This window comes from Rhodococcus koreensis (assembly GCF_900105905.1).
In the GTDB taxonomy this organism is placed as follows: domain Bacteria; phylum Actinomycetota; class Actinomycetes; order Mycobacteriales; family Mycobacteriaceae; genus Rhodococcus_F; species Rhodococcus_F koreensis.
This window is the reverse complement of sequence record NZ_FNSV01000005.1, coordinates 8,245,303-8,267,525: the sequence shown is the minus strand read 5'-3', so window position 1 is coordinate 8,267,525 and position 22,223 is coordinate 8,245,303. Positions and strand designations below refer to the sequence as shown.

The 22,223-nt window shown below is 68.3% G+C and carries 18 protein-coding genes and 1 tRNA gene; 5 read left to right on the top strand and 14 right to left on the bottom strand.

The window, feature by feature from the left end:
- Positions 1-69: 69 nt before the first annotated feature.
- Positions 70-1,392, bottom strand: a complete 1,323-nt coding sequence (locus BLV94_RS42290; protein WP_074933928.1) for an ABC transporter substrate-binding protein — start codon at positions 1,390-1,392, stop codon at positions 70-72.
- Positions 1,393-1,558: 166 nt separating this feature from the next.
- Positions 1,559-2,119 carry a TetR/AcrR family transcriptional regulator gene (locus BLV94_RS42285; RefSeq protein WP_072951539.1) on the bottom strand — a complete coding sequence of 187 codons (561 nt, stop codon included), beginning with the start codon at positions 2,117-2,119 and terminating at the stop codon, positions 1,559-1,561.
- A 108-nt stretch (positions 2,120-2,227) separates the two neighbouring features.
- Between BLV94_RS42285 and BLV94_RS42280 the strand changes: the two genes are divergently transcribed.
- Positions 2,228-3,067 (top strand): oxidoreductase, encoded by an 840-nt coding sequence (locus BLV94_RS42280; protein WP_072951542.1) that lies wholly within the window; start codon positions 2,228-2,230, stop codon positions 3,065-3,067.
- 60 nt (positions 3,068-3,127) lie between these two features.
- Here the strand turns inward: BLV94_RS42280 and BLV94_RS42275 are convergent, their stop codons facing one another.
- On the bottom strand, positions 3,128-3,757 hold the full coding sequence (locus BLV94_RS42275) for an ANTAR domain-containing response regulator (RefSeq protein ID WP_083395834.1): 630 nt from the start codon (positions 3,755-3,757) through the stop codon (positions 3,128-3,130).
- A 100-nt stretch (positions 3,758-3,857) separates the two neighbouring features.
- On the opposite strand from BLV94_RS42275, the gene BLV94_RS42270 reads away from it, so the two are divergent.
- Positions 3,858-3,931: transfer RNA gene (locus BLV94_RS42270), tRNA-Leu, on the top strand.
- A gap of 84 nt (positions 3,932-4,015) precedes the next feature.
- Here the strand turns inward: BLV94_RS42270 and BLV94_RS42265 are convergent.
- Positions 4,016-4,471, bottom strand: coding sequence for a carboxymuconolactone decarboxylase family protein (locus BLV94_RS42265; RefSeq protein WP_072951545.1), 456 nt, complete (start codon positions 4,469-4,471; stop codon positions 4,016-4,018).
- Positions 4,472-4,569: 98 nt separating this feature from the next.
- On the opposite strand from BLV94_RS42265, the gene BLV94_RS42260 reads away from it, so the two are divergent.
- The 3 genes from BLV94_RS42260 (at position 4,570) to BLV94_RS42250 (ending at position 7,185) form a co-directional block, all read left to right on the top strand.
- A complete protein-coding gene (locus tag BLV94_RS42260) occupies positions 4,570-5,445 on the top strand; it encodes a sigma-70 family RNA polymerase sigma factor (RefSeq protein ID WP_072951546.1) in 876 nt (291 codons plus the stop codon).
- A 104-nt stretch (positions 5,446-5,549) separates the two neighbouring features.
- The gene (locus BLV94_RS42255; protein ID WP_072951548.1) at positions 5,550-6,053 is read left to right on the top strand and encodes an SRPBCC family protein; all 504 of its coding nucleotides are present in this window, start codon (positions 5,550-5,552) and stop codon (positions 6,051-6,053) included.
- Between the two features lie 43 nt (positions 6,054-6,096).
- On the top strand, positions 6,097-7,185 hold the full coding sequence (locus tag BLV94_RS42250) for a DUF4185 domain-containing protein (RefSeq protein WP_072951551.1): 1,089 nt from the start codon (positions 6,097-6,099) through the stop codon (positions 7,183-7,185).
- On the opposite strand, the gene BLV94_RS42245 is transcribed toward BLV94_RS42250, so the two are convergent.
- From BLV94_RS42245 to trpB, 10 genes are all read right to left on the bottom strand, one after another.
- Positions 7,112-8,899 (bottom strand): ABC transporter ATP-binding protein/permease, encoded by a 1,788-nt coding sequence (locus BLV94_RS42245; protein WP_072951553.1) that lies wholly within the window; start codon positions 8,897-8,899, stop codon positions 7,112-7,114. The two genes, BLV94_RS42250 and BLV94_RS42245, sit on opposite strands and share 74 nt — an antisense overlap.
- Positions 8,900-9,099: 200 nt before the next feature.
- Complete coding sequence (locus tag BLV94_RS42240; RefSeq protein WP_072951555.1) at positions 9,100-9,345, bottom strand: hypothetical protein; 246 nt, start codon at positions 9,343-9,345, stop codon at positions 9,100-9,102.
- A gap of 105 nt (positions 9,346-9,450) precedes the next feature.
- Positions 9,451-10,329, bottom strand: coding sequence for an acyl-CoA thioesterase (locus BLV94_RS42235; RefSeq protein WP_072951558.1), 879 nt, complete (start codon positions 10,327-10,329; stop codon positions 9,451-9,453).
- On the bottom strand, positions 10,330-11,748 hold the full coding sequence (pyk, locus tag BLV94_RS42230) for a pyruvate kinase (RefSeq protein ID WP_074933926.1): 1,419 nt from the start codon (positions 11,746-11,748) through the stop codon (positions 10,330-10,332).
- A 37-nt stretch (positions 11,749-11,785) separates the two neighbouring features.
- A complete protein-coding gene (locus BLV94_RS42225; RefSeq protein ID WP_072945210.1) occupies positions 11,786-13,288 on the bottom strand; it encodes a glutamate synthase subunit beta in 1,503 nt (500 codons plus the stop codon).
- Positions 13,281-17,864, bottom strand: a complete 4,584-nt coding sequence (gene gltB, locus BLV94_RS42220; protein ID WP_072945212.1) for a glutamate synthase large subunit — start codon at positions 17,862-17,864, stop codon at positions 13,281-13,283. Before gltB ends, BLV94_RS42225 begins: the two co-directional genes overlap by 8 nt.
- A gap of 274 nt (positions 17,865-18,138) precedes the next feature.
- Positions 18,139-18,978, bottom strand: coding sequence for a TM2 domain-containing protein (locus tag BLV94_RS42215; protein ID WP_072945214.1), 840 nt, complete (start codon positions 18,976-18,978; stop codon positions 18,139-18,141).
- Complete coding sequence (gene lgt, locus BLV94_RS42210; RefSeq protein WP_072945216.1) at positions 18,971-20,053, bottom strand: prolipoprotein diacylglyceryl transferase; 1,083 nt, start codon at positions 20,051-20,053, stop codon at positions 18,971-18,973. Before lgt ends, BLV94_RS42215 begins: the two co-directional genes overlap by 8 nt.
- Complete coding sequence (trpA, locus tag BLV94_RS42205) at positions 20,050-20,853, bottom strand: tryptophan synthase subunit alpha (protein ID WP_072945218.1); 804 nt, start codon at positions 20,851-20,853, stop codon at positions 20,050-20,052. The genes lgt and trpA overlap by 4 nt, the downstream gene beginning before the upstream one ends.
- A complete protein-coding gene (gene trpB, locus BLV94_RS42200; protein ID WP_072945220.1) occupies positions 20,850-22,169 on the bottom strand; it encodes a tryptophan synthase subunit beta in 1,320 nt (439 codons plus the stop codon). The genes trpA and trpB overlap by 4 nt, the downstream gene beginning before the upstream one ends.
- Positions 22,170-22,223: the final 54 nt, after the last annotated feature.

The following is a 22,223-nucleotide window of genomic DNA, read 5'->3' as shown; positions in this document are numbered from 1 at the left end:
TCCCAGCGGATCCGGACACGACTGTGGGCCAGGTTTCCCTGGCCCACAGTTCGTTTCAGACGAGTGCGATCACCCGCCGACGACGATGTACCCGTCCGTCGTCAGCTTGTTGTCGGCACCGAACTTCAGCTTGCCGTACGAACCGATGGACGGCTCGCCGGCTGCGGCGAAGTCGAGCTTGCCGGTGATGCCGTTGTAGTCGATATCCGTGCCGGCCTGCACGAGCGGCAGGCATTCCTGGTACGACGTGCACGGCGTGCCGCCCTCGGTGACGTTGTTGATGTTCGCGGCGATGTCGCGACCCGCCGTCGACTTCGCGGCTTCCGCGGCGAGCGAGGCAATGACCACGGCGTCGTAGGACTCACCGGCGTAGTTGAAGTCGATCAGCCCCGGGTTGATGCCCTTGAGACGATCCTGGAAGGCCGGGCCGACGTCGGTGAGCGGGGTGGTGCCCTGCATGCCGTCGAGCAGCGGCGCCGCCACCGACTCGCCGAGTGCGTTACCCATGTTGCCGTCCACGCCGTAGACCTTCATGCCGTCGGACGGGCCGATGCCGACCTCGTGCATCCGGGTGATGATCTTCGCCGACTCCTCGAATCCCACCACCGCGACGGCGTCGGGCGCGAAGTCCTTGACCTGGTCGACCTCGGAGTTGAACGACTGCGCGTTGGGGTCGTAGATGATCTTCTGGATCTGGTCCTCGGGGATGCCCGCGTCGACGAGGTTCTTCTGGATGTTGTCGGCGAGCCCGGTGCCGTACGGGTCGTTGAGGGCCAGGATGGACACGCGCTGACCGCCGTCGTCCGAGATGAGTTGCGACACAGCCTGAGCCTGCAGGACGTCGGTGGGGGCGGTGCGGAAGTACTGCCCCTTGTCCGGGTAGCAGACGAACTGGTCGGACGTGTTGGCCGGGGAGAACATCACGACGCCGGCGCTGGACACCTTGTCGATGACCTTCAGCGACACCGACGACGACGCCGCACCGATGATCACCTGGGTGCCCGCCGCCAGTTCGCGGTCCACCGTGGTGTTCGCCGTATCGGTGGTGGTGTCGCCGGAGTCGCCGGGAATCAGCTGGACGGGCTGGCCGAGAACCCCTCCTGCCGCGTTGACGTCGTTGACGCCGAGCTGGGTGCCCGCCACCATCGGCGGTCCGAGGAAGGAGAGGCTTCCCGTGTCGGGGAGCAGGGTGCCGATCTTCAGCGGCGCCGTGGACGGGGCACCCGCTGCCGCCGCTTCTTCGGGGGTGCAGTCGGTGGAAACAGTGGTGGCCGAGGCAGAGCTGTCACTCCCGCTCGCGGAGTCGTCGCCACTGTCCGAACTACAACCTGCCAGTGCGAGAGATGCCGCGCCGAGAACCGCGGCCGCCCGCACGAGGGTCCGTTTAGCCATCCAAACTCTCCTTAGATCACCTGTGTGCGGGCGCCACCCGAGTTGGCGTCCGCTGTGGGATCAGACGCTAGCGGTCCGGCGGCTTTCGCGATCGGTCCGGAAAGGCTCGTGACCTTACTGTGATCTGATTACGACGAGTGTTTACGCGGCCGTAGCGTGGCGAGCGTCAGGCGCCGACGAGGAGGCGCACGGACTCGACCACCACCTGGCGCCGGCGGGCCCGGTCCGCGGGCGCCGAGGCGCCGAGTTCCGGGGTCTGCGTGTGCCAGGACATCGCGACGGACCGGACGACGGCGAGCAGCTCCACCGGCGCGAATCGGGTTGGCAGCACACCACTTTTCTGCGCCCGCTCGATATCGGCGAGCTTCGACCGGTTGGACGCGACCACCACCTGGAGCGGCTCACCGTCGGGCCGTTCGAGTTGGTACCAGGTGGCGAGCCGCAGCGTCGCCGGGTTGTCCTCGTACAGGTCGAACGAGCGTCCCGCGTAGCCCGGGAGGTCGGTGGCGTCGAAGCGCACCTGCTCGGTGAACGCCACCACGTGGGCGGCGAAGACGGCGTCGAACAGTTGCCCCTTGTCGCCGAAGTAGGCGTAGATCATCGACTTGTTCGCCTTGGCGGCGAGGGCGATGCGATCGACCCGCGCCCCGGCGATACCGAATTCGGCGAATTCGGCCGCCGCCGCGTCGAGTAGTCGTTTCTTCGTTGCCTCTGCATCACGGACCATGCGTCCACACTATCAACTAACCAGTTGGTTGACAGCTACGCCGCGCAGGTGTTCCATGGATCCCGTAAGCATCCAACCAGTCAGTTGCAAGCAGAAATGGGATCTCTCATGGCCAAGACCTGGCTCATCACCGGTAGTTCACGCGGTTTCGGCCGGGAACTCGCGACCGCGGTCCTGCGCAGCGGCGACAACGTCGTCGCCACCGCCCGCAGACCCGAACAGCTGACCGACCTGATCGACACGTACGGCGACCGGGTTCGGACGGTCGCCCTGGACGTCACCGACGCCGCGGCCGCCCGCGACGCCGTCGCGACCGCGGTCGAGGAGTTCGGCGGCCTCGACGTCGTGGTGAACAACGCCGGCTACGCCAACAGCGTCCCGATCGAGGAAATGGCCGACGACGACTTCCGGCAGCAGGTTGACGCCAACTTCTTCGGCGTCGTCAACGTCACGCGGGCTGCGCTGCCCATCCTGCGCGAGCAGCGCAGCGGCTGCTTCGTGCAGTTCTCCTCCGTCGGAGGCCGCGTCGGCGGCACACCCGGGCTGAGCGCCTACCAGGCCGCGAAGTTCGCCGTCGAGGGCTTCTCCGAAGTGCTGGCGGCCGAGGTGAGACCGTTCGGGGTGAAGGTGCTCATCGTGGAACCCGGGGCGTTTCGCACCGACTGGCAGGGCTCGTCGATGCAACGCAGCTCCGTCGGGCCCGACTACGAGGCGACGGTCGGCGCGATGAACCGCTACCGGGAGGACTCCGACGGCACCCAGCCTGGGGATCCGGCACGGGCCGCGCGGATCATCATGGATGTGGTTGCCGCCGAGGACGCCCCACTGCGCCTGCTGCTCGGGGCAGGCGCCGTCGCGATGGCCGAGAAGTCGTCCCGCGAACGCGCCGCCGAGGCCCTCGCCTGGGCCGACGTCAGCCGCTCCGCGGACTTCCCCGCCGGCGACTGACCCGCCACCAACGGAAGACGGCCCGGGCGAAAACGCGTCGGCTGCCGCCGATCTCGCCGGTCAGCTGGTGGGGGCTTCCCCACCGAGGGTCTCGAGCACCACCTGCGCGACCGCCTTCATCGTCGACCGGCGGTCCATCGCGGCCCGCTGGATCCACTTGAACGCTTCGGGCTCGGTCAAGGACTGCTTGTCCATCAGCACACCCTTGGCCCGCTCGACGATCTTGCGGGTCTCCAGCCGCTCGGACAGATCGGAGATCTCCCGCTCGAGAGCAGTCACCTCCTTGAACCGGCTGGCTGCCAACTCGACCGCGGGCACCAGGTCGGCCGTGGAGAACGGCTTGACGAGATAGGCCATCGCCCCGGCGTCGCGCGCCCGCTCCACCAGCTCGCGCTGACTGAACGCTGTGAGAATGACCACGGGCGCAATACGTTTCGCCGCGATCTCGGAGGCCGCGTCGATGCCGTCGCGGCGGGGCATCTTCACGTCCATGATCACGAGGTCGGGTTTCAGCTCCACCGCCAGGTCGACGGCGGCCTGCCCGTCCCCCGCCTCACCAACCACGTCGTAGCCCTCTTCCCGCAGCATCTCGACCAGATCGAGCCTGATCAGCGCCTCGTCCTCGGCCACCACGACCCGTCGCGGCTGCGACGGCACACCTTGCTGCTGGGGAGCGTTCATGGCCACCATTCTCCTCTGCTCGGACGACCCCGGCGCGGGGAGCGAACGTTAGAAGGGTACCGGTGGTTGACTCCCGGCGGCGATCTTCTACAGTGGTACAGCGCAACACGCCCTCGTATCCCAATTGGCAGAGGAAACGGATTCAAAACCCGTCCAGTGTGAGTTCGAGTCTCACCGAGGGCACCGCCGGGATCATCCCGCGATCGCAGGTCAGATGCATTCTCTGACCTGCGATTCGCATGTCGCCCCCCCGTTACGGCGTCCCTGTCACCACTGCCCGCCCGCGACCTGCCGGGTGGCGGCATTGATGCGGTTCCACAGGTTCACGCCGGCGATCGACAGCACCAGCGACGCGAGTTGCTCCTCGTCGTAGTGCCGGGCGGCCTCGGCCCACACCTCGTCGGGCACCGGGTCCGCGCGATCGCTCAACCGGGTCATCGACTCGGCCAGCGCGAGGGCCGCACGTTCGGCGTCGCTGAAGTACGGGGCCTCCCGCCACGCCGCCACCGCGAAGATCCGCTGATTGGTCTCGCCTTCCTTCTCCAGCTCACGCGCGTGCATGTCCACGCACACGCTGCAGCCGTTGATCTGGCTCGACCGCAGGTGCACGAGGGCGTGGGTCACCGGCGGCACGTTCGCCTTCGCCGTGGCCTTCCCCAGCGCCAGCAGAGACTTCATGGCGTCGGGAACGATCATCGCGGGGTTGGTCATCCGGGCTTTCATGATTGCCTGCCTCCAAAGGAATTCGGGTGGTGAGATGTCACACCGGCTTGTTTTCGTTGGTCACTGGTATGACGAACCGCGACGGGAGAATGTGACAGATGGACGCAGAAGAAGTTCTGGCGCACCGCTTCGAGGAGAACCGGACGCATCTGTCGGCGGTCGCGTACCGGATGCTCGGCTCGATCGGCGAAGCGGAGGACGCCGTGCAGGAGGGCTGGCTGCGACTCAGTCGCGCCGAGACGTCCGAGGTGCAGAACCTGCGTGGTTGGCTGACGACGGTCGTCGGGCGGGTCTGCCTCGACATGCTCCGATCCCGCAAGGCGCGGCGCGAGGATCCCCTGGAGGTCCATGTTCCGGATCCGATCGTTCGCGAGGTGGACGGGACCGATCCCGAGCACGAGGCGGTGCTGGGCGACTCCGTCGGTCTCGCGCTGCTGGTCGTTCTCGACACGCTGGCGCCCGCCGAGCGGCTCGCCTTCGTGCTGCACGACATGTTCGCCCTGTCCTTCGACGAGATCGCCCCGATCGCCGACCGCACGCCCGCCGCGACGCGGCAACTCGCAAGCCGGGCGCGCCGGCGAGTCCAGGGATCGGGGCACGCCCCGGAGACCGACCCGACCCGGCAGCGCGAGGTGGTCGAGGCATTCATGACCGCCTCGCGGGGCGGCAGGGTCGACGACCTCCTCGCCCTGCTCGACCCGGACATCGTCCTGCGGGCCGACCGCGGCGCCGACGGAGCCGACGTGGTGCGCGGATCCCGCGCAGTCGGCGAGCAGGCCCTCACGTTCTCGCGTTTCGCTCCTTTCGGCCGGCTCGCCCTGGTGAACGGCACACCCGGGGTGGTGACCGCGCCCGACGGGAAGACGTTCTCGGTCATGGCGTTCACCGTCTCCGGCGGGAAGATCGTCCGGATCGACATCCTGGCCGACCCGGTCCGTTTACAACGTCTGGGCATCTCCCCCGGCGACGTCTGACGACCCGCAGGTAGCGGCGGTTTTTTGTGCCCGATCCTGGGGATCTGCGGCGTCCTGCCAGTACCATGGTGGGACAGGTACGCCCTCGAGCACGGAGGTCACCCATGGAGCTCGGCACCGTCACTTTCACCTACGACGGGCGGGTAGCCCTTCGATTCCAGCAAGCGCTCTCGCACTCGCCGGAGAAGGTGTGGCGTGTTCTCACCGACCCGCAGTACCTGAAGGACTGGTTTCCCGCCGACGTCGACTTCGACCTCACCCCGGGGGCCGACCTCGTCTTCCGGGTGACACCGGAGCAGGTGCGCCGGTTCGGACTGCCCGCAGATCAGACCACCACCGGAACGGTCATCTCGGTGCATCCCGCGCACATCCTCGAATACCTGTGGGACGCCGAGACGCTGCACTGGGAACTCGTTCCCGACGGCAGCGGCGGCTGCTGGCTGACGCTCACCCACACCGTGGAGGAAGAGGAATCCGCCTACGCGCACGCCGCCGGCTGGCACGCGGGGCTCGAGGTCGTCGAAGCGCAATTGGACGGCCGCGAAGTCGACTGGTCGCTGTGGGATCGCGCCGACGAACTCGCCGAGTCCTACCGCAAGACGTCCTGACCACCAGAATTCCCCGACCACGCGAAGTCACCGACAGTAGGGAGTGCGTATCCCGGGCAGCACCACCACACCGGCAGCAACCTACGTGAAGGAGGTCACCGGCGAGGCGACGCGGCGATGGGGTGTGCACGGCACCGACCTCGGTTGTCCGGTGCGCCTGTCCGACGGCCGGGTCGCGTTCTTCTTCGGCGACACGTTCAGCTCCCGCGGCCGGGGGTGGCGCAGTCCCGTGATGTTGCGCTCCACCACAACCGATCTCCGCGGCGGCATCGAGTTCGACTCCGCGGGCGGGGGCCGGACGGCGAGGGAGATCCTGCCGAACGCGCACGACGTCCGCGAATCACCCGACCGGGAATCGGCGGGCAGCGAGTTCACCGTGGTTCCCGCGGACGCCGTCACGATCGGCGACCGGACCTACCTGTCCGTCGTCAGTGTGCACTCGTGGGCGTCGCAGGGGTGGCCGACGAACTTCACGTATCTCGCCTGGTCCGACGACGGCGGCGAGCGCTGGCACCGGACACGCGCCCGGTGGGACAACCGCGGCGGTTCGCTCGACCAACTGTGGACGATGGAACGGCACGAGGGCTACGTCTATGTCGTCTCGAGTGCGTTCGACCGCACCAATCCGGGTGGAATGATCCTGCGCCGAGTCCCCGAAGCGCGGATCCTCGAACCCGGAGCCTACGCAGACTGGGGCTGGGACCGTGGCACGGGGTGGGCGTGGGGACAGCCCGCGACCCCGATCTTGCCGGGTCCCGTCGGGGAGATGTGCCTGCGGCGGATCGACGGCACCTGGGTCCTCGCTTACTTCGACCCCACCGCCTACGCGATCGTCACCCGCACGGCGCAGCGCATCGACGGACGGTGGTCGGAGCCGACGGTGCAGGTTGCCGGCGGCGACTGGGGAGCCGCGGACGGCACGTGGGCGCAGATCTACGGCGGATACGTCCACCCGGCGTCCACGTTGGACGAACTGCATCTGCTTGTGTCGCAATGGAACACGACGACCGGGGACCCCTACCGGGTGCTGCAGTTCACCACCCGGCTGGACGCGCCCGTCACCCCACCAGCTCCGACTCCGTCCACCGCCCTTCCCCTTCGAGTTCCACACCACGGGAATGGAATTGGTTGAGCGTGCTGCGGTGCCCCACGCTCACCACGATGCTGTCGGGGAGTTCGGTCCTGAGCAGGGTGTAGAGCGTGTGCTCGAGGCCCTCGTCGATCGCCGACGTGGCCTCGTCGAGGAAGATCACCGCTGGACGGGCGATCAGCACCCGCGCGAACGCGAGACGCTGCTGCTCGCCCGGCGACAGGATCCGCGTCCAGTCGGCGGTCTCGTCGAGCCGATCACTCAGATTGCCGAGCGACACCCTCGACAGCGCACCACGCACGACGTCGTCGGACGCCGTCGGCTCCTTCGGGTAGGCCAGGGCGGTGCGTAGCGACCCGAGCGGCAGGTACGGGCGCTGGGACAGGAAGATGGCCTCCCCCGCCGGCCGCGACACCGTGCCGTCGGCGTATGGCCACAGATCCGCGAGGGTACGGAGCAACGTAGTCTTGCCCGAACCGGACGGCCCCTTGACCAGCAGCGACTGCCCGGGGGTCACGGTGAGCGCGAGGCCCTCGATGAGGGTCTCCCCCGTCGGGATGCGCACGTCCAGCTTTTCGACCTGCAGATCGTCGCCCGACTTGCCGGTCTTCAGGACCGGAAGTTCGGCGGCGTGCAGGTTGTCGTTGGCGAGGCCGTTGAGTCGGATGAGGGTCGCGCGGAAACTGGCGAAGTCGGCGTACGACTCGCGGAAGAAGGACAGCGAGTCGTGGACCTGACCGAAGGCCTGCGACGTCTGCATCACGTCACCGAGAGACACCTGGCCGGTGAACAGTCGCGGACCCTGCACCAGGAACGGGAAGATGACGGCCGTCTGGTTGACGGTGAGGTTCCAGCCGCTGAACTTCAACGTCCGGAAGACGATCTGCCACATGTTCCGGATGACGTCCGCGAACCGTCCGGCGAGGGTGCGCCGCTCGACGTTCTCGCCGCGGTAGAACGCGATGCTCTCGCCGTACTCCCGCACCCGGATCAGCGCGTAGCGGAAGTTGGCGCCGAGTTTCTCGTTGAGGAAGTTCAGCTTGATGAGGGGCTTGCCGATCCAGAACGCCACCGCCGTGGTCACCAGCACGTAGATGTAGACGAGGAAGATCATCGCCCGCGAGATCTCGACGCCGAACACGGTCATCGGGCCGGACAGGTCCCACAGGATCCCCGTGAACGACACGATCGACAGCACCGCGGTCACCGCGCCCATCGACAGCGAGCGGGACGTGGTCACGAAGTTGGTGATGTCGGCCTGGATGCGCTGATCCGGGTTGTCGATCGCGTCGCCGAGGAACCGGTCGCGGTAGTAGGCGCGGCTGTCGAGCCAGTCGTCGACGAGATGGTGGTTGAGCCATGTCCGCCAGTCGATGTCGAGGGTCTGCCCGATCACGTACTCGACGAGGGCACGGACCACGTGGACCGTCGCCAGGATGGCGAACACCCGGAGAAAGTGCCAGAACGCCGGCTCGTCCAGGTTCTGGATCGAATCGTAGAAGTCGTTATACCAGTAGGAGAACAGCACCGTCATGCGCACCGCGAAGACCGTCGACAGCAGCAGCACCGCCAGGATGGTCAACGGCTTGAGGCTGCGCCGCGGATCGAAGTAGGGCGCGGCGAAGCGCCAGAACTGCCTACCCCATTTGGTGAACCGCGCGAGCAGTATCACCACGACGACGAACGCGACGACAGTCATGACGTATGCCTTGAGCAGCCACATCGAGCTGTCCCATACGACGTTGTTCCAGTCCACGACCCATATCCCCGATCACGAGGTGAAACTCACCAGAAAAGATGGCGAAGTCTAACCCCGGAGGTCGGTGATGGGCGAGAGATCCGCGCAGGACACGCGTCGACCCGGAAGACACAGACCGCCCGATGTCCCATTTGCGCGGTTTCGGCCGCGCGGGTGGACATCGGGCGAGGTGAACGGTCCCCAGGCGACAGGGGGTTCTACGAGTCCTTCTCGGGTTCAGGCTCTTTCAGATTGCCGTCGTCGTCGACGTAGTCGTCGAAGGCGGTTCCCGACACCGTGCCGCCGGAGCCGGGCAGGACGACCGTCTCGCGGGCCCCCGGCTCGTAGCGGGCGTCGATCTCCTCCACCTTCTTCCTGGCTTCGGCGAGCGCCTCGTCGTCGGGCACGGGAACTTCGCTCTCGGCCGGCCGGCCGGCCTTCTTCTCGGGTTCGTCTGCGCTCATGGTGCACGTCCGTTCCGTTTCGGTGATTCCAGACCGACCATACGCCGCGGCCACCGGTTGAACTGCCGTTCAAAGCCGTTCGGTGGCAACGGAATGGCACTGCTCTTATTGGCGCGGCGGGAAGTGCCGGATGAGCCCCTCCTGGACCACCGTCGCCAGCAACTCCCCGTCGAGGGAGAAGAAGCGCCCCGTCGCGAGACCGCGGGAACCTGCCGCGACCGGCGACTCGGTGGCGTACAACGTCCAGTCGTCGAAGCGGAACGGCCGGTGGAACCAGATGGAATGGTTCACGGTGGCCGCGACGATCCGGTCCAGCCCCCACGACAGGCCGTGGGTGGTGATGATGGAGTCCAGGACCGTGGTGTCCGACGAGTAGCCCATGACGGCCACGTGAATGAGTGGGTCGTCCGGAAGGTCGCCGTCCGATTTCATCCAGACCCGGTTGTGGGTGAGTTTCTCCCCCGTGCCCTTCATGATCCACGACGGGTCGTTCGCGTACCGCATGTCGATCGGCTTGAGCGCGTCGACGAACATCTTCAACCGGTCTTCGTAACCCTGGAAGTGGTCGCCGAGCGGCGGCAGCGTGTCCGGGAACGGGACGTCGGGCACCTCGACCGCGTGCTCGAGACCCTTGCCCCAGTCCTGGAACGCCGCCAGCATGACGAACAGTTCCTGACCGTCCTGCAGGGCGGTGACCTGGCGATTCGCGAAGGCCCGCCCGTCGCGGTGCCGCTCGACGCGGTACTCGATGGGTTCCTTGACGTTTCCGCCGCGGATGAAGTGGGCGTTGACCGCGTGCACGGCGCGCTCGCCGCTGACGGTGCGGCCGGCGGCGACCAGTGCCTGGGAGATCAACTGGCCGCCGAACGTCCGGCTACCCACCTGCGCGGGATGCCGACCTCGGTACGTGTCCTCCCCGGTCCTCTCGAGATCGAGAAGTTCGAGCAGGGTCTGGAGATCGGTCTTCGCCGCGACTTCGCTCACCTAGTGGTCCTCTTCGCCGATTCTGTGGACGTGGATCAGGTTGGTCGAGCCTACGGTGCCGGGCGGCGACCCCGCCACGATGACCACCAGCTCACCCTTCTGATACCGGCCCAACCCCAGCAACGCGTTGTCGACCTGCCGCACCATCGCATCCGTACTGTCCACCGGATCGACGATGAACGTCTCCGTCCCCCACGTCAGCGACAACTGGCTGCGCACCTCCGGCAACGGGGTGAACGCCAGCAACGGCAACGGCGTGTGCAACCGCGCCAACCGCCGCACCGTGTCCCCGGACTGCGTGAACGCCACCAACGCCTTCGCATCCAGCCGCTCCCCGATGTCGCGGGCCGCGTACGAAATCACACCCCGCTTGGTGCGCGGCACGTGCGTCAACGGCGGCACCTGGGTGGACTCGTTCTCCACCGCCTCCACGATCCGCGCCATCGTGCGCACCGTCTCCATCACGTACTTACCCACCGACGTCTCACCGGACAGCATCACCGCGTCCGCACCGTCGAGCACCGCATTCGCGACATCCGACGCCTCCGCGCGGGTCGGCCGCGAATTCTCGATCATCGACTCCAGCATCTGCGTGGCCACGATCACCGGCTTCGCGTTCTCCCGGGCGATCTGAATGGCCCGCTTCTGCACCAGCGGCACCTGCTCGAGCGGCAACTCCACCCCCAGGTCACCGCGGGCGACCATCACCGCGTCGAACGCCAGCACGATCGCCTCGAGGTTGTCGATCGCCTCCGGCTTCTCCAGCTTCGCGATCACCGGGATCCGCCGCCCGACCCGGTCCATCACCGCGTGCACCAGCTCCACATCGGCCGGGGACCGCACGAACGACAACGCGATGAAGTCGACACCCAACCCGAGCGCGAACTCCAGGTCCGCGATGTCCTTCTCCGACAGCGCCGGAACCGACACGTTCATCCCCGGCAGCGACACACCCTTGTTGTTGCTGACCGGGCCGCCCTCGGTGACCCGGCAGATCACGTCGTTGCCCTCCACACCGGAGACGACGAGACCGACCTTGCCGTCGTCGACCAGCAGCCGATCGCCCGGCTTGGCGTCCTCCGCCAACTGCTTGTAGGTGGTCGAGACCCGGTCGTGGGTGCCCTCGCACTCGTCGACGGTGATCCGCACCTCCTCACCGTTGGCCCACGTGGTGCGACCCTCCGCGAACCGGCCCAGCCGGATCTTCGGGCCCTGCAGGTCGGCCAGGACACCGACCGCCTTGCCCGTCGCGTCCGAGGCCGCCCTCACGCGTTTGTAGTTCTCCTCGTGATCGGCGTGTTCGCCGTGGCTGAAATTCAGCCGCGCCACGTCCATACCGCTTTCGACGAGTTCGCGAATACGGTCACCGGTGGCGGTAGCAGGTCCAAGTGTGCATACGATCTTCGTGCGTCGGTTCACGGCCTCGAGCCTAGTCGCCCCGCGCGCCCTTCTCCATTTAGACGACTGCCAGCGGAAGCGCCGTCGGATGCACCGGCGACGGGAGGTCCGACGCCCCTGTCAGGTACACGTCGACGGCGTGCGCCGCGGACCGGCCCTCCGCGATCGCCCACACGACGAGCGATGCGCCGCGATGTGCGTCCCCGCAGACGAAGACCCCGGGTGCGGTGGTCTGCCAGTCCGGGCCGCAGGAGAGCGCTCCGCGCCGGGTCGGCGACAACCCGTAGTCGTCGAGCAGCGGACCGAGATCGACGCCCTCGAAGCCGATCGCGAAAAGTGCCAGTTCGCACGGCAATTCGATCTCCTCGCCGACCGGCGTGATGATGCGTTTGCCGTCCTCGCGGGTGACTTCGACCTCGGCGAGCACCATGGACCGGACGTTCCCGTTCGCATCGCCGAGGAACCGCTGCACCGCGACCTGGTACCGGCGGACACCGCCCTCGGCGTGCGCGGGCGACGTCCGCAGCACCATCGGCCACGCCGGCCACGGCGTCGCCTCCTCGTCCCGTTCGGTCGGCAACTCCGGGTTGTAGTCCAGCAGGGTCACCGACAGCGCGCCCTGGCGGTGCGCCGTTCCGAGGCAGTCGGCGCCGGTGTCGCCGCCGCCGATGATGACGACGTGTTTGCCCTTGGCGGTGATGTCCGCGGGACCGTCGCCCTCGCATTCCTTGTTCGAGGTGACGAGGTGCTCCATCGCGAGATGAATACCGTTCAGCTCCCGGCCCTCGACGGTGGTGTTGTCGCGGGCCCGCAGCGCACCGATCGCGAGCACGACCGCGTCGAAGTTCGCGCTCATCTGCTCCACGGTGAGGTCGACGCCGACCTCGCAGTCGGTGACGAAGTGGGTTCCCTCGGCGCGCATCTGCATCAGGCGCTGATCGAGAATTGCCTTCTCCATCTTGAATTCCGGGATGCCGTACCGCAGCAGTCCCCCGAGCCGGTCGTCGCGCTCGTAGACGGTGACGTCGTGCCCCGCCCGGGTCAGCTGCTGAGCCGCCGCCAGACCGGCCGGACCGGAACCGACCACCGCGACCTTCCGTCCCGTGGCGATCATCGGCGGTGTGGGCACCACCGTCCCCGACTCCCACGCGACGTCCGCGATGGCCTGCTCGATCCGCTTGATCGTGACACTGCCCGTCGTGTGCGTGTCGGCGAGCGAAAGCACACACGCCGACTCACACGGCGCCGGGCACACCCGGCCCGTGAACTCCGGGAAGTTGTTGGTGGCGTGCAGCCGCTCGCTCGCCGCCGACCAGCGGCCGCGCCGCACGAGGTCGTTCCACTCCGGGATCAGGTTGCCCAGCGGGCAGCCCGCACTTCCCGAGTGGCAGAACGGGATTCCGCAGTCCATGCACCGCGCGGCCTGTTCGGACACCTCGGCGGACCGCTCCGCGGAACTCTGCGGCGCGTACACCTCGTTCCAGTCGTGTATCCGCTCCGCGACCGGACGCTTGCGCGCCTCCTTCTTGACGATGTGCAGAAAGCCCTGGGGATCAGCCACGTGCCGCCTCCATGATCGCGGTGTCGACGTCGAGTCCCTCCGCCTTCGCCATCCGGGTCGCGTCCAGCACCCGCTGGTAGTCCACCGGCATCACCTTCGTGAACAGCGCGGACCGCCGGGGCCAGTCGGCGAGCACCGACGCCGCGACCGCGGAACCGGTCCACCGGTGGTGCCGGGTGACGGCGCCGCGCAACCAGTCCAGATCGTCCGGGTCGGGTTGCATCAGCTTCACCATCGCCTGGTTCACGTCCTCCGGGTCCAGGTCGAGGACGTACGCGATGCCGCCGGACATGCCGGCCGCCATGTTCCGTCCGGTCGGTCCGAGGATCACGACCCGCCCACCCGTCATGTACTCGCAGGCGTGGTCGCCGACACCCTCCACGACGGCGGACGCACCGGAATTGCGCACCGAGAAGCGTTCGCCGACGCGTCCGCGGAGATAGACCTCCCCGGAGGTGGCGCCGTAGAGCAGGGTGTTGCCCGCGATCACCTGCGTCTCCGGGACGAACAGGACGTCGTCGGCGGGACGGACCACGATCCGCCCACCCGACAATCCCTTGCCGACGTAGTCGTTGGCGTCCCCTGTCAGGTCGATGGTGATGCCCGGCGGCAGGAACGCGCCGAGCGACTGCCCCGCCGAGCCGGTGAACGTGAGCCGGATCGTGTCGTCCGGCAGCCCGGCGGCGCCGTAGCGGCGGGTGACCTCCGCGCCGAGCAGCGTGCCGACGGTCCGGTTGACGTTGCGCACCGGCATCTCGATCTCCACGGCGTGGGCGTCCTCGAGGGCACCCTCCGCCAGCTGGATGAGCGTGCGGTCCAGTGCCCGGTCCAGACCGTGGTCCTGGTCGCGGTCCCGGCGTCGCTGCGGCAGCGGCTCCCCGTCCGGCCCGGTGGGCACGGCGAAGATCGGGGTGAGGTCGAGTCCGCGGTTCTTCCAGTGGGCGATCCCCTGCGCGGTCTCGAGGACGTCGGCGTGACCGACGGCCTCGTCGATGCTGCGGAACCCGAGGTTCGCCAGGTACCGGCGCGCGTCCTCGGCGACGAACCGGAAGAACTCCTCCACGAATTCCGGTTTGCCGGTGTACCGCTTCCGCAGCTCCGGGTTCTGGGTGGCGACACCGACCGGGCAGGTGTCGAGGTGGCACACCCGCATCATGATGCAGCCCGCCACGATCAGCGGGGCCGTCGAGAACCCGAACTCCTCCGCACCCAGCAGCGCCGCGACCACGACGTCCCGTCCGGTCCGCATCCCGCCGTCGCACTGGACGGTGATGCGGTCGCGGAGACCGTTGAGCACGAGTGTCTGCTGGGCGTCGGCCAGCCCGATCTCCCACGGCGCCCCGGCATGCTTCATCGACGTCAGCGGGGTGGCGCCGGTACCGCCGTCGTTGCCGGAGATGAGGACCACGTCCGCGTGCGCCTTGCTGACCCCGGCGGCGACGGTTCCCACCCCCACCGAACTGACCAGCTTCACGTGGACCCGGGCCCGATCGTTGGCGTTCTTCAGGTCGTGGATCAGCTGCGCGAGATCCTCGATCGAGTAGATGTCGTGGTGCGGCGGCGGGGAGATCAGCCCGACCCCCGGCGTCGAGTGCCGGGTCTCCGCGACCCACGGATACACCTTGTACGCCGGCAGCTGGCCGCCCTCACCGGGCTTGGCGCCCTGCGCCATCTTGATCTGGATGTCGCTGGCGTTGATCAGGTAGTCGCTGGTGACGCCGAACCGCCCGCTCGCCACCTGCTTGACGGCGCTGCGGCGCGACGGATCGTACAGACGGTCGACGTTCTCGCCGCCCTCGCCCGTATTGGAGCGTCCGCCGAGATTGTTCATCGCGACGGCCATCGTCTCGTGGGCCTCGGCGGAGATGGAGCCGTAGCTCATCGCGCCGGTGTTGAACCGGGTGACGATCCGCTCGACCGGTTCCACCTCGTCCAGCGGCACGGGCGGGCGCACGCCCTCGCGGAACGTGAACAGGCCGCGCAGTGCGCCACCGGCCTCGGCCAGCCTGTTCACCTCCTCGCTGTACTTCGCGAACACCTCGTGCCGACCGGTGCGGGTGGCGTGCTGCAGCAGGAAGACCGTCTCCGGGGTGAACAGGTGCAGTTCGCCGTCGCGGCGGAACTGGTACTCGCCGCCGTCCTCGAGCCGCCGGTGGGCGAACTCGGCCGGGTTGTCCGGGTACGCCTGCCGGTGGCGGACGGTGACCTCGCGGGCGATCTCGTCGAGACCGGCGCCGCCCAGCTTGCTGACGGTGCCTGTGAAGTACTCCTGGACGAGGTCGCGGTCCAGGCCGATCGCCTCGAACACCTGCGCCGCGGTGTACGAACCGACGGTGGAGATGCCCATCTTCGACATCACCTTGAGCACACCCTTGCCGAGCGCGGTGAGGTAGTTCCGCACGGCGATCGTGTGCTCGACGCCGGTGAGTTCGCCCTCGGACACCAGGTCCTCGATCGACTCCATCGCGAGGTACGGGTTGACGGCCGCGGCGCCGTACCCGATGAGCAGCGCCAGGTGGTGGACCTCGCGGGCGTCACCGGATTCGACGACCAGCGCCACCTTGGTGCGTTCCTTCGTCCGCACCAGGTGATGGTGCACCGCGGCGACCGCGAGCAGCGACGGGATCGGCGCGCGGGTGTGGTCGGAGTCGCGGTCCGAGATCACCAGCGTCCGGTAGCCGTCCGCGATCGCGGCGCTCGCCTGCGCCCGCAATTCCTCGATCGCCTCGGCCATCCCCGCACCGCCGCGCTCCACGTCGTACAGCGCGCGCAGCACCGCCGCGGCGAGACCCGGATGGTTGCCGTCCGCGTTGACGTGGATGATCTTGTTCAGCTCTTCGTTGTCGAGCACCGGCCACGGCAGCACGATCTGCCTGCACGACGCCGCGGTCGGCTCGAGCAGGTTCTGTTCCGGGCCCATGACCCGCGACAGCGACGTCACGATCTCTTCGCGGATCGCGTCGAGCGGCGGATTCGTCACCTGCGCGAACAGCTCGACGAAGTAGTCGTAGAGCAGCCGCGAACGCTGCGACATGACGGCGATCGGCGTGTCCGTCCCCATCGAACCGAGTGGCTCGCCGCCGGACGTGGCCATCGGGGCGAGCAGGATGCGCAGATCCTCCTCGGTGTACCCGAACGCCACCTGCCGCCGCACCACCGACTCGTGGTTGTGCTGCGCGTGCGGGCGATCCGGCAGCGTCTTCAGTTCGAGCAGACCGGCGTACAGCCACTCGGCGTACGGCCACTCCGCCGCGAGCCGCATCTTGATCTCCTCGTCGGGCACGATGCGGCCCTCGGACGTGTCGACCAGGAACATCTGCCCCGGCTCGAGGCGGCCCTTGGCCACGACCTCCGACTGCGGGACGTCGAGGACACCGCTCTCGCTCGCGAGGACCACCCGCCCGTCGACGGTCTGCCACCAGCGTCCCGGGCGCAGGCCGTTGCGGTCCAGCACGGCGCCGACCACGGTCCCGTCGGTGAACGTCACACACGCGGGTCCGTCCCACGCCTCCATCAGCGACGCGTGGAACTGGTAGAACGCCCGCCGGTCCGGGCACATCGACGTGTCGTTCTCCCACGCCTCCGGCACCATCATCATCACCGCGTGCGCCACGCTGCGGCCGGCGAGGTGCAGCAGTTCGAGCACCTCGTCGAACGACGCCGAATCCGACGCGTCGGGGGTGCAGATCGGATACAGCCTGCGCAGGTCGCCCGGGATCACCGCACTCGACAGCAACGCCTCGCGGGCGCGCATGCGGTTCCGGTTGCCGCGGACCGTGTTGATCTCCCCGTTGTGCGCGACGAACCGGAACGGGTGCGCGAGCGGCCAGGACGGGAACGTGTTGGTAGAGAACCGGCTGTGCACGATCGCGATCGCGCTCGCCATCCGCGGGTCGCGCAGGTCCGGGAAGTACCGCGCCAACTGGGACGTGGTCAGCATTCCCTTGTAGACGATCGTCCGGCTCGACAGCGACGGGAAGTACACGCCGCTGCCCTCCGACTCGATGTCGGGGGTGACCTGCTCGGCCCGCTTGCGCAGCGGGTAGACCAGACGGTCGAGGTCGAGCCCGCCGGGCCGGATCCCGCCGACGGCGGGTCCGGCGACGAACAACTGGCTCATGTGCGGAGCACAGGCGCGGGCCGTCGAGCCGACATCCGCGCCGTCCGGATCGACGGGCACCGGACGCCAGCCGAGGATCTGGAGGCCCTCCTCGTCCGCGAGGTCGGACACGCGTCGTTGCGCGGCCGCCCGCGCCTGCGGGTCCCGCGGGAGGAAGCAGATGCCCGCCGCGTACGTGCTGCTGCCGTCGTCCAGGGGCGCGGGGAGGTCGAACGAGGCGAGAGCCCCGAAGAATTCGGTGGGGAGCTGGAGCAGGATGCCGGCGCCGTCGCCGCTGTTCGGTTCGGATCCCGCCGCGCCGCGGTGCTCGAGATTCTCGAGAGCGAGGAGGCCGTCGGAGACGATGGAGTGGGAGCGGCGGCCGTGCACGTCCGCGACCATGGCGACACCGCAGGAATCGACTTCCTGGTCCGGGTCGTACAAGCCCTGGGGACCGGGCAACTGCGAGAACAGCACCGATATACCTCCACATCGGCCGGGAAGACCACCAGTGTGTGCGCTCCGCACGTGCTGTCGGCGGCCTCCGCTAGCGGGGTCGCCACGACGGGCGCTAACTGCTTTTCGGGGGTCTACCGGGACAGCATCGGCCCGTGAAGGTTGTTACCGGACATACATCCGGCGCGCTCAGCTTACCAGGACCGATACCCGGCAAGATATGCCGAATCGGGCCCGGAACGGGCGGTGGCCCGTGTCGCATCAGCAACACGGGCCACACGGTGTCCGGGGATCGTCACTGGTCCCGCAGGGGCCGTCCGTACTGGTCCTTCACGCTCCCGGTCAGCATCATGATGCCGTCGACCAGCGGCCAGATACCGCCGATTCCACAGGTCAGCCACGTCACGGCGATCTGCGCCACGGCGATGCCGGGCTGGTTCAGGTAGAACCGCCCGACGCCGAACGCGCCGAGGAAGATCTGCAGCAGCCCGGCGGTCAACTTGGACTTGTCGGAGTACGGCTCACCCGTCAGCGGGTGCCTGCCGAACGGCGCCGACGGATCGGCGTACGCGTTGTAGCCGGGGGCGTACCCGGGCGGCGGGTACCCCTGCTGGGGGTAACCCTGCTGCTGTCCGTACCCCGGCTGCTGGTACCCGGGCTGCTGGTAGTCCTGCGGCGATTGCGGAGCAGCCCCGTACTGCGCGCCGTAATTCGGATCCGGCGCCCCGTAGGTCGGACCGTCCGGCTGCTGGGGCTTCTCGTACCCGGTGTACGGCGCGGTCGGCGAAGTCGGCTCGCCCACGTTCGGGAACGGGGCCGTCGGCTCGGTTCCGCCCGGCGACGGGTAGGTGGGCGTCGACCCCCAGCCCGGGCCGTTACCGACACCCGAATAGGTGTCCCAGCCCGGTCCCGTTCCGGACGACCCCGGTGACGGCGTCGCGTCGGACGTGGCGGGCGGCTGGGACAGCGAGGCCTCGGCGGTGGCGTCGTAGTCGAAGGGCGAGCCGAATTCGGGCGGCAGGCTCGAGTCGCTGCTGTTCTCGGTGCCGTCGCTGCTCTTACCCAGGTCGACCTTGTGTGCGTCCTCGGATGCACCCTTGCCGGAATCGTCGGATGCTTTCCCCGGTTCAGTCATTCGCGTCATCCTTCTTGCTGTCGATGGTCTTCGTGCCCGCATCCCCGCCGGCACTCGCAGTGCTCGCGGCCTTGTCGTCCGATACCGACTCCGATGCGGACGCCTTCCCGTCCTCGTCCCTGCCCTCGACCTTCTTCTCCCCCTTCGCCGGTGCGGTCTCGTCCGGCTCCGCCGGTGCGGTGCCGTCCGCGACCGGTTCGCCGTCGACAGGCCGCAGGTCGGCCGGATCCTCGCGCCCCTTCGTGGCAGCGAAGAAGTACACCACGGCCGCGACGAACACCAGGGCGGAGGTGAACGAGTTCACGCGGACACCGGCGATGAGGCTCGCGTGGTCGCTGCGCATCAATTCGATCCAGAAGCGCCCGGCGCAGTACCCGGCTACGTACAGGGCGAAGAGGCGGCCGTGCCCGATGCGGAATCGGCGATCGACCCACACGAGCAGGATCACGATCAGCACGTTCCACAGTGCCTCGTACAGGAACGTCGGATGCACCACGAACGCGACCTCGACGGTGGACACCCCGTCGATCAGCTGCGGAGACACCTGGCCGACGTCGTTGCGGCGCTCGAAGATCTCGAGCCCCCACGGAACGTCGGTCTCGCGACCGTAGAGTTCCTGGTTGAAGTAGTTTCCGAGCCGTCCGATCGCTTGCGCGAGCAGGATGGCGGGCGCGACCGCATCGCCGAGCGCCGGCAGCGGGATGCCGCGGCGCCGGCAACCGATCCAGGCACCGACACCGCCGAGCGCCACGGCGCCCCAGATGCCGAGGCCGCCCTGCCACACCTTCAGGGCGTCGACGGGGTCGCCGCCCTCCCCGAAGTACGTCGGCCAGTCGGTCATCACGTGGTAGAGGCGGCCGCCGATCAGGCCGAACGGCACCGCCCAGATGGCGATGTCGAGGACGGTGCCCTTCTCGCCGCCGCGGGCGACCCAGCGACGGTCGCCCCACACGATCGCGACGACGATCCCGACGATGATGAACAGCGCGTACGCGCGCAGGGCCACCGGTCCGACATACCAGACACCTTGGGGCGGACTCGGAATGTAGGCCAGTACGTCCACGGTGGAAGTCACGACGCCACGGTAGCGGAGCGAACGCCCTCGGCGAGTTCCTCCGTCAGCGAGCGCACCGCGTCCAGACCGCTCTCCGCCGCGGTGACCAGCGCGGATCCGACGATGACCGCGTCGGCGTAGGCGGCGATCTCGGCGGCCTGCGCGCCGGAGCGGACACCCAGTCCGACACCCACCGGAATGTCCGAGTGGGCACGGATGCGGGCCGTCAGTTCGGGTGCCATCGACGACACGGCGTCACGGGCGCCGGTGACACCCATCGTGGACGCGGCGTAGACGAACCCGCTGCTGGCGTCGAGGGTGATCGCGAGACGCTCCTCGGTCGACGACGGCGCGACGAGGAAGATCCGGTCGAGGTCGTGTTCCTTCGACGCCGCGATCCACTCACCGGCTTCCTCGGGGATGAGGTTGGGGGTGATCAGCCCGAGGCCGCCTGCGCTCGCCAGATCGCGGGCGAACTTGTCGACGCCGTACTGCAGAACCGGATTCCAGTACGTCATCACGACGGCCTTGCCGCCGACGGAGGCGATCGCCTCGACCACCGTGAACACGTCGCGTACCCGGACGCCGTTCTTCAGCGCCGTCTCGGCCGCCGCCTGAATGGTGGGTCCGTCCATCACCGGGTCGGAGTAGGCGATGCCGACCTCGACGATGTCGCAACCGGATTCGACCATCGCCTTGAACACGTCGATGGATTCCTGCACGGTCGGGAACCCGGCCGGGAGGTACCCGACGAGCGCGGCACGCTTCTCCTCGCGGCACTGCGCGAACGTCGGGGCGAGGCGCGAGAGTCGTTCGCTCACTTGGCCGAACCTTCCTTGTCAGTCGTGGTGGTCTCGGTCGAGTCGTCCGGATCGAACAGTCCGAACCACTTGGCTGCCGTGTCCATGTCCTTGTCGCCGCGCCCGGACAGGCTGACGACGATGATCGCGCCCTCCCCCAGTTCGCGGCCCAGTCGCAGTGCACCGGCGACGGCGTGGGCGGACTCGATGGCCGGGATGATGCCCTCACGCTCGGACAGCAGACGCAGCGCGTCCATGGCCTCCGAGTCGGTGACCGGCTCGTAGGTGGCGCGGCCGATGTCCTTGAGGAGCGCGTGTTCCGGGCCGACCCCGGGGTAGTCGAGGCCCGCGGAGATCGAGTGCGACTCGATGGTCTGGCCATCCTCGTCCTGCAGCAGGTACGAGTACGCGCCCTGGAACGCGCCCGGGGTGCCTCCCGCGAACGTGGCGGCGTGCCTTCCGGTCTCGACGCCGTCACCGGCGGCCTCGTACCCGACCAGTCGCACGGACGGGTCGTCGAGAAAGGCGTGGAAGATGCCGATGGCGTTGGACCCGCCGCCGACGCACGCCGTCACGGCGTCGGGCAGCCGGCCGGTCAGCGCCTGCACCTGGACCCGCGTCTCGAGACCGACGACGCGCTGGAAGTCGCGGACGATGGTCGGGAACGGGTGCGGTCCGGCGGCGGTGCCGAAGCAGTAGTAGGTGTTGTGGGCGTTGGTGACCCAGTCGCGCAGCGCCTCGTTGATCGCGTCCTTCAGGGTCCTCGACCCCGACTCGACGGACACGACCGCCGATCCGAGCAGCCGCATGCGGGCGACGTTCAGCGCCTGCCGCTCGGTGTCGACGGCGCCCATGTAGATGATGCATTCCAGACCGAGGAGCGCGCAGGCGGTGGCGGTGGCCACGCCGTGCTGGCCGGCACCGGTTTCTGCGATGATGCGGGTCTTGCCCATGCGCTTGGCGAGCAGCACCTGCCCGAGCACGTTGTTGATCTTGTGCGAGCCGGTGTGGTTGAGGTCTTCGCGCTTGAGGATCAGCCGCGCCCCACCGGCGAACTCGCTCATCCGCGTCGCCTCGAAGATCGGGGACGGACGGCCGGTGTAGTCGCGCTGGAGGCGGTCGAGTTCGTTCAGGAACGACTCGTCGCCGCGCGCCTTCTCGTACTCGGCGGTGACCTCCTCGATCACCGCCATCAGGGCCTCAGGCACATGCCGTCCGCCGTACACGCCGAAGTGTCCTCCGGCATCGGGGTCGTGCGTCGTACGCTCGGCGATTCCGGCGCTGGCAGGCGGCAGATTGCCACCCTTGAAGACGGTTTCCTGATTACGTGAAGTCACAGGTCCAGTCTGCCTCGAGGCCGGGTTCCGCCGCCGTCCGGGTCAGGTCCGCCG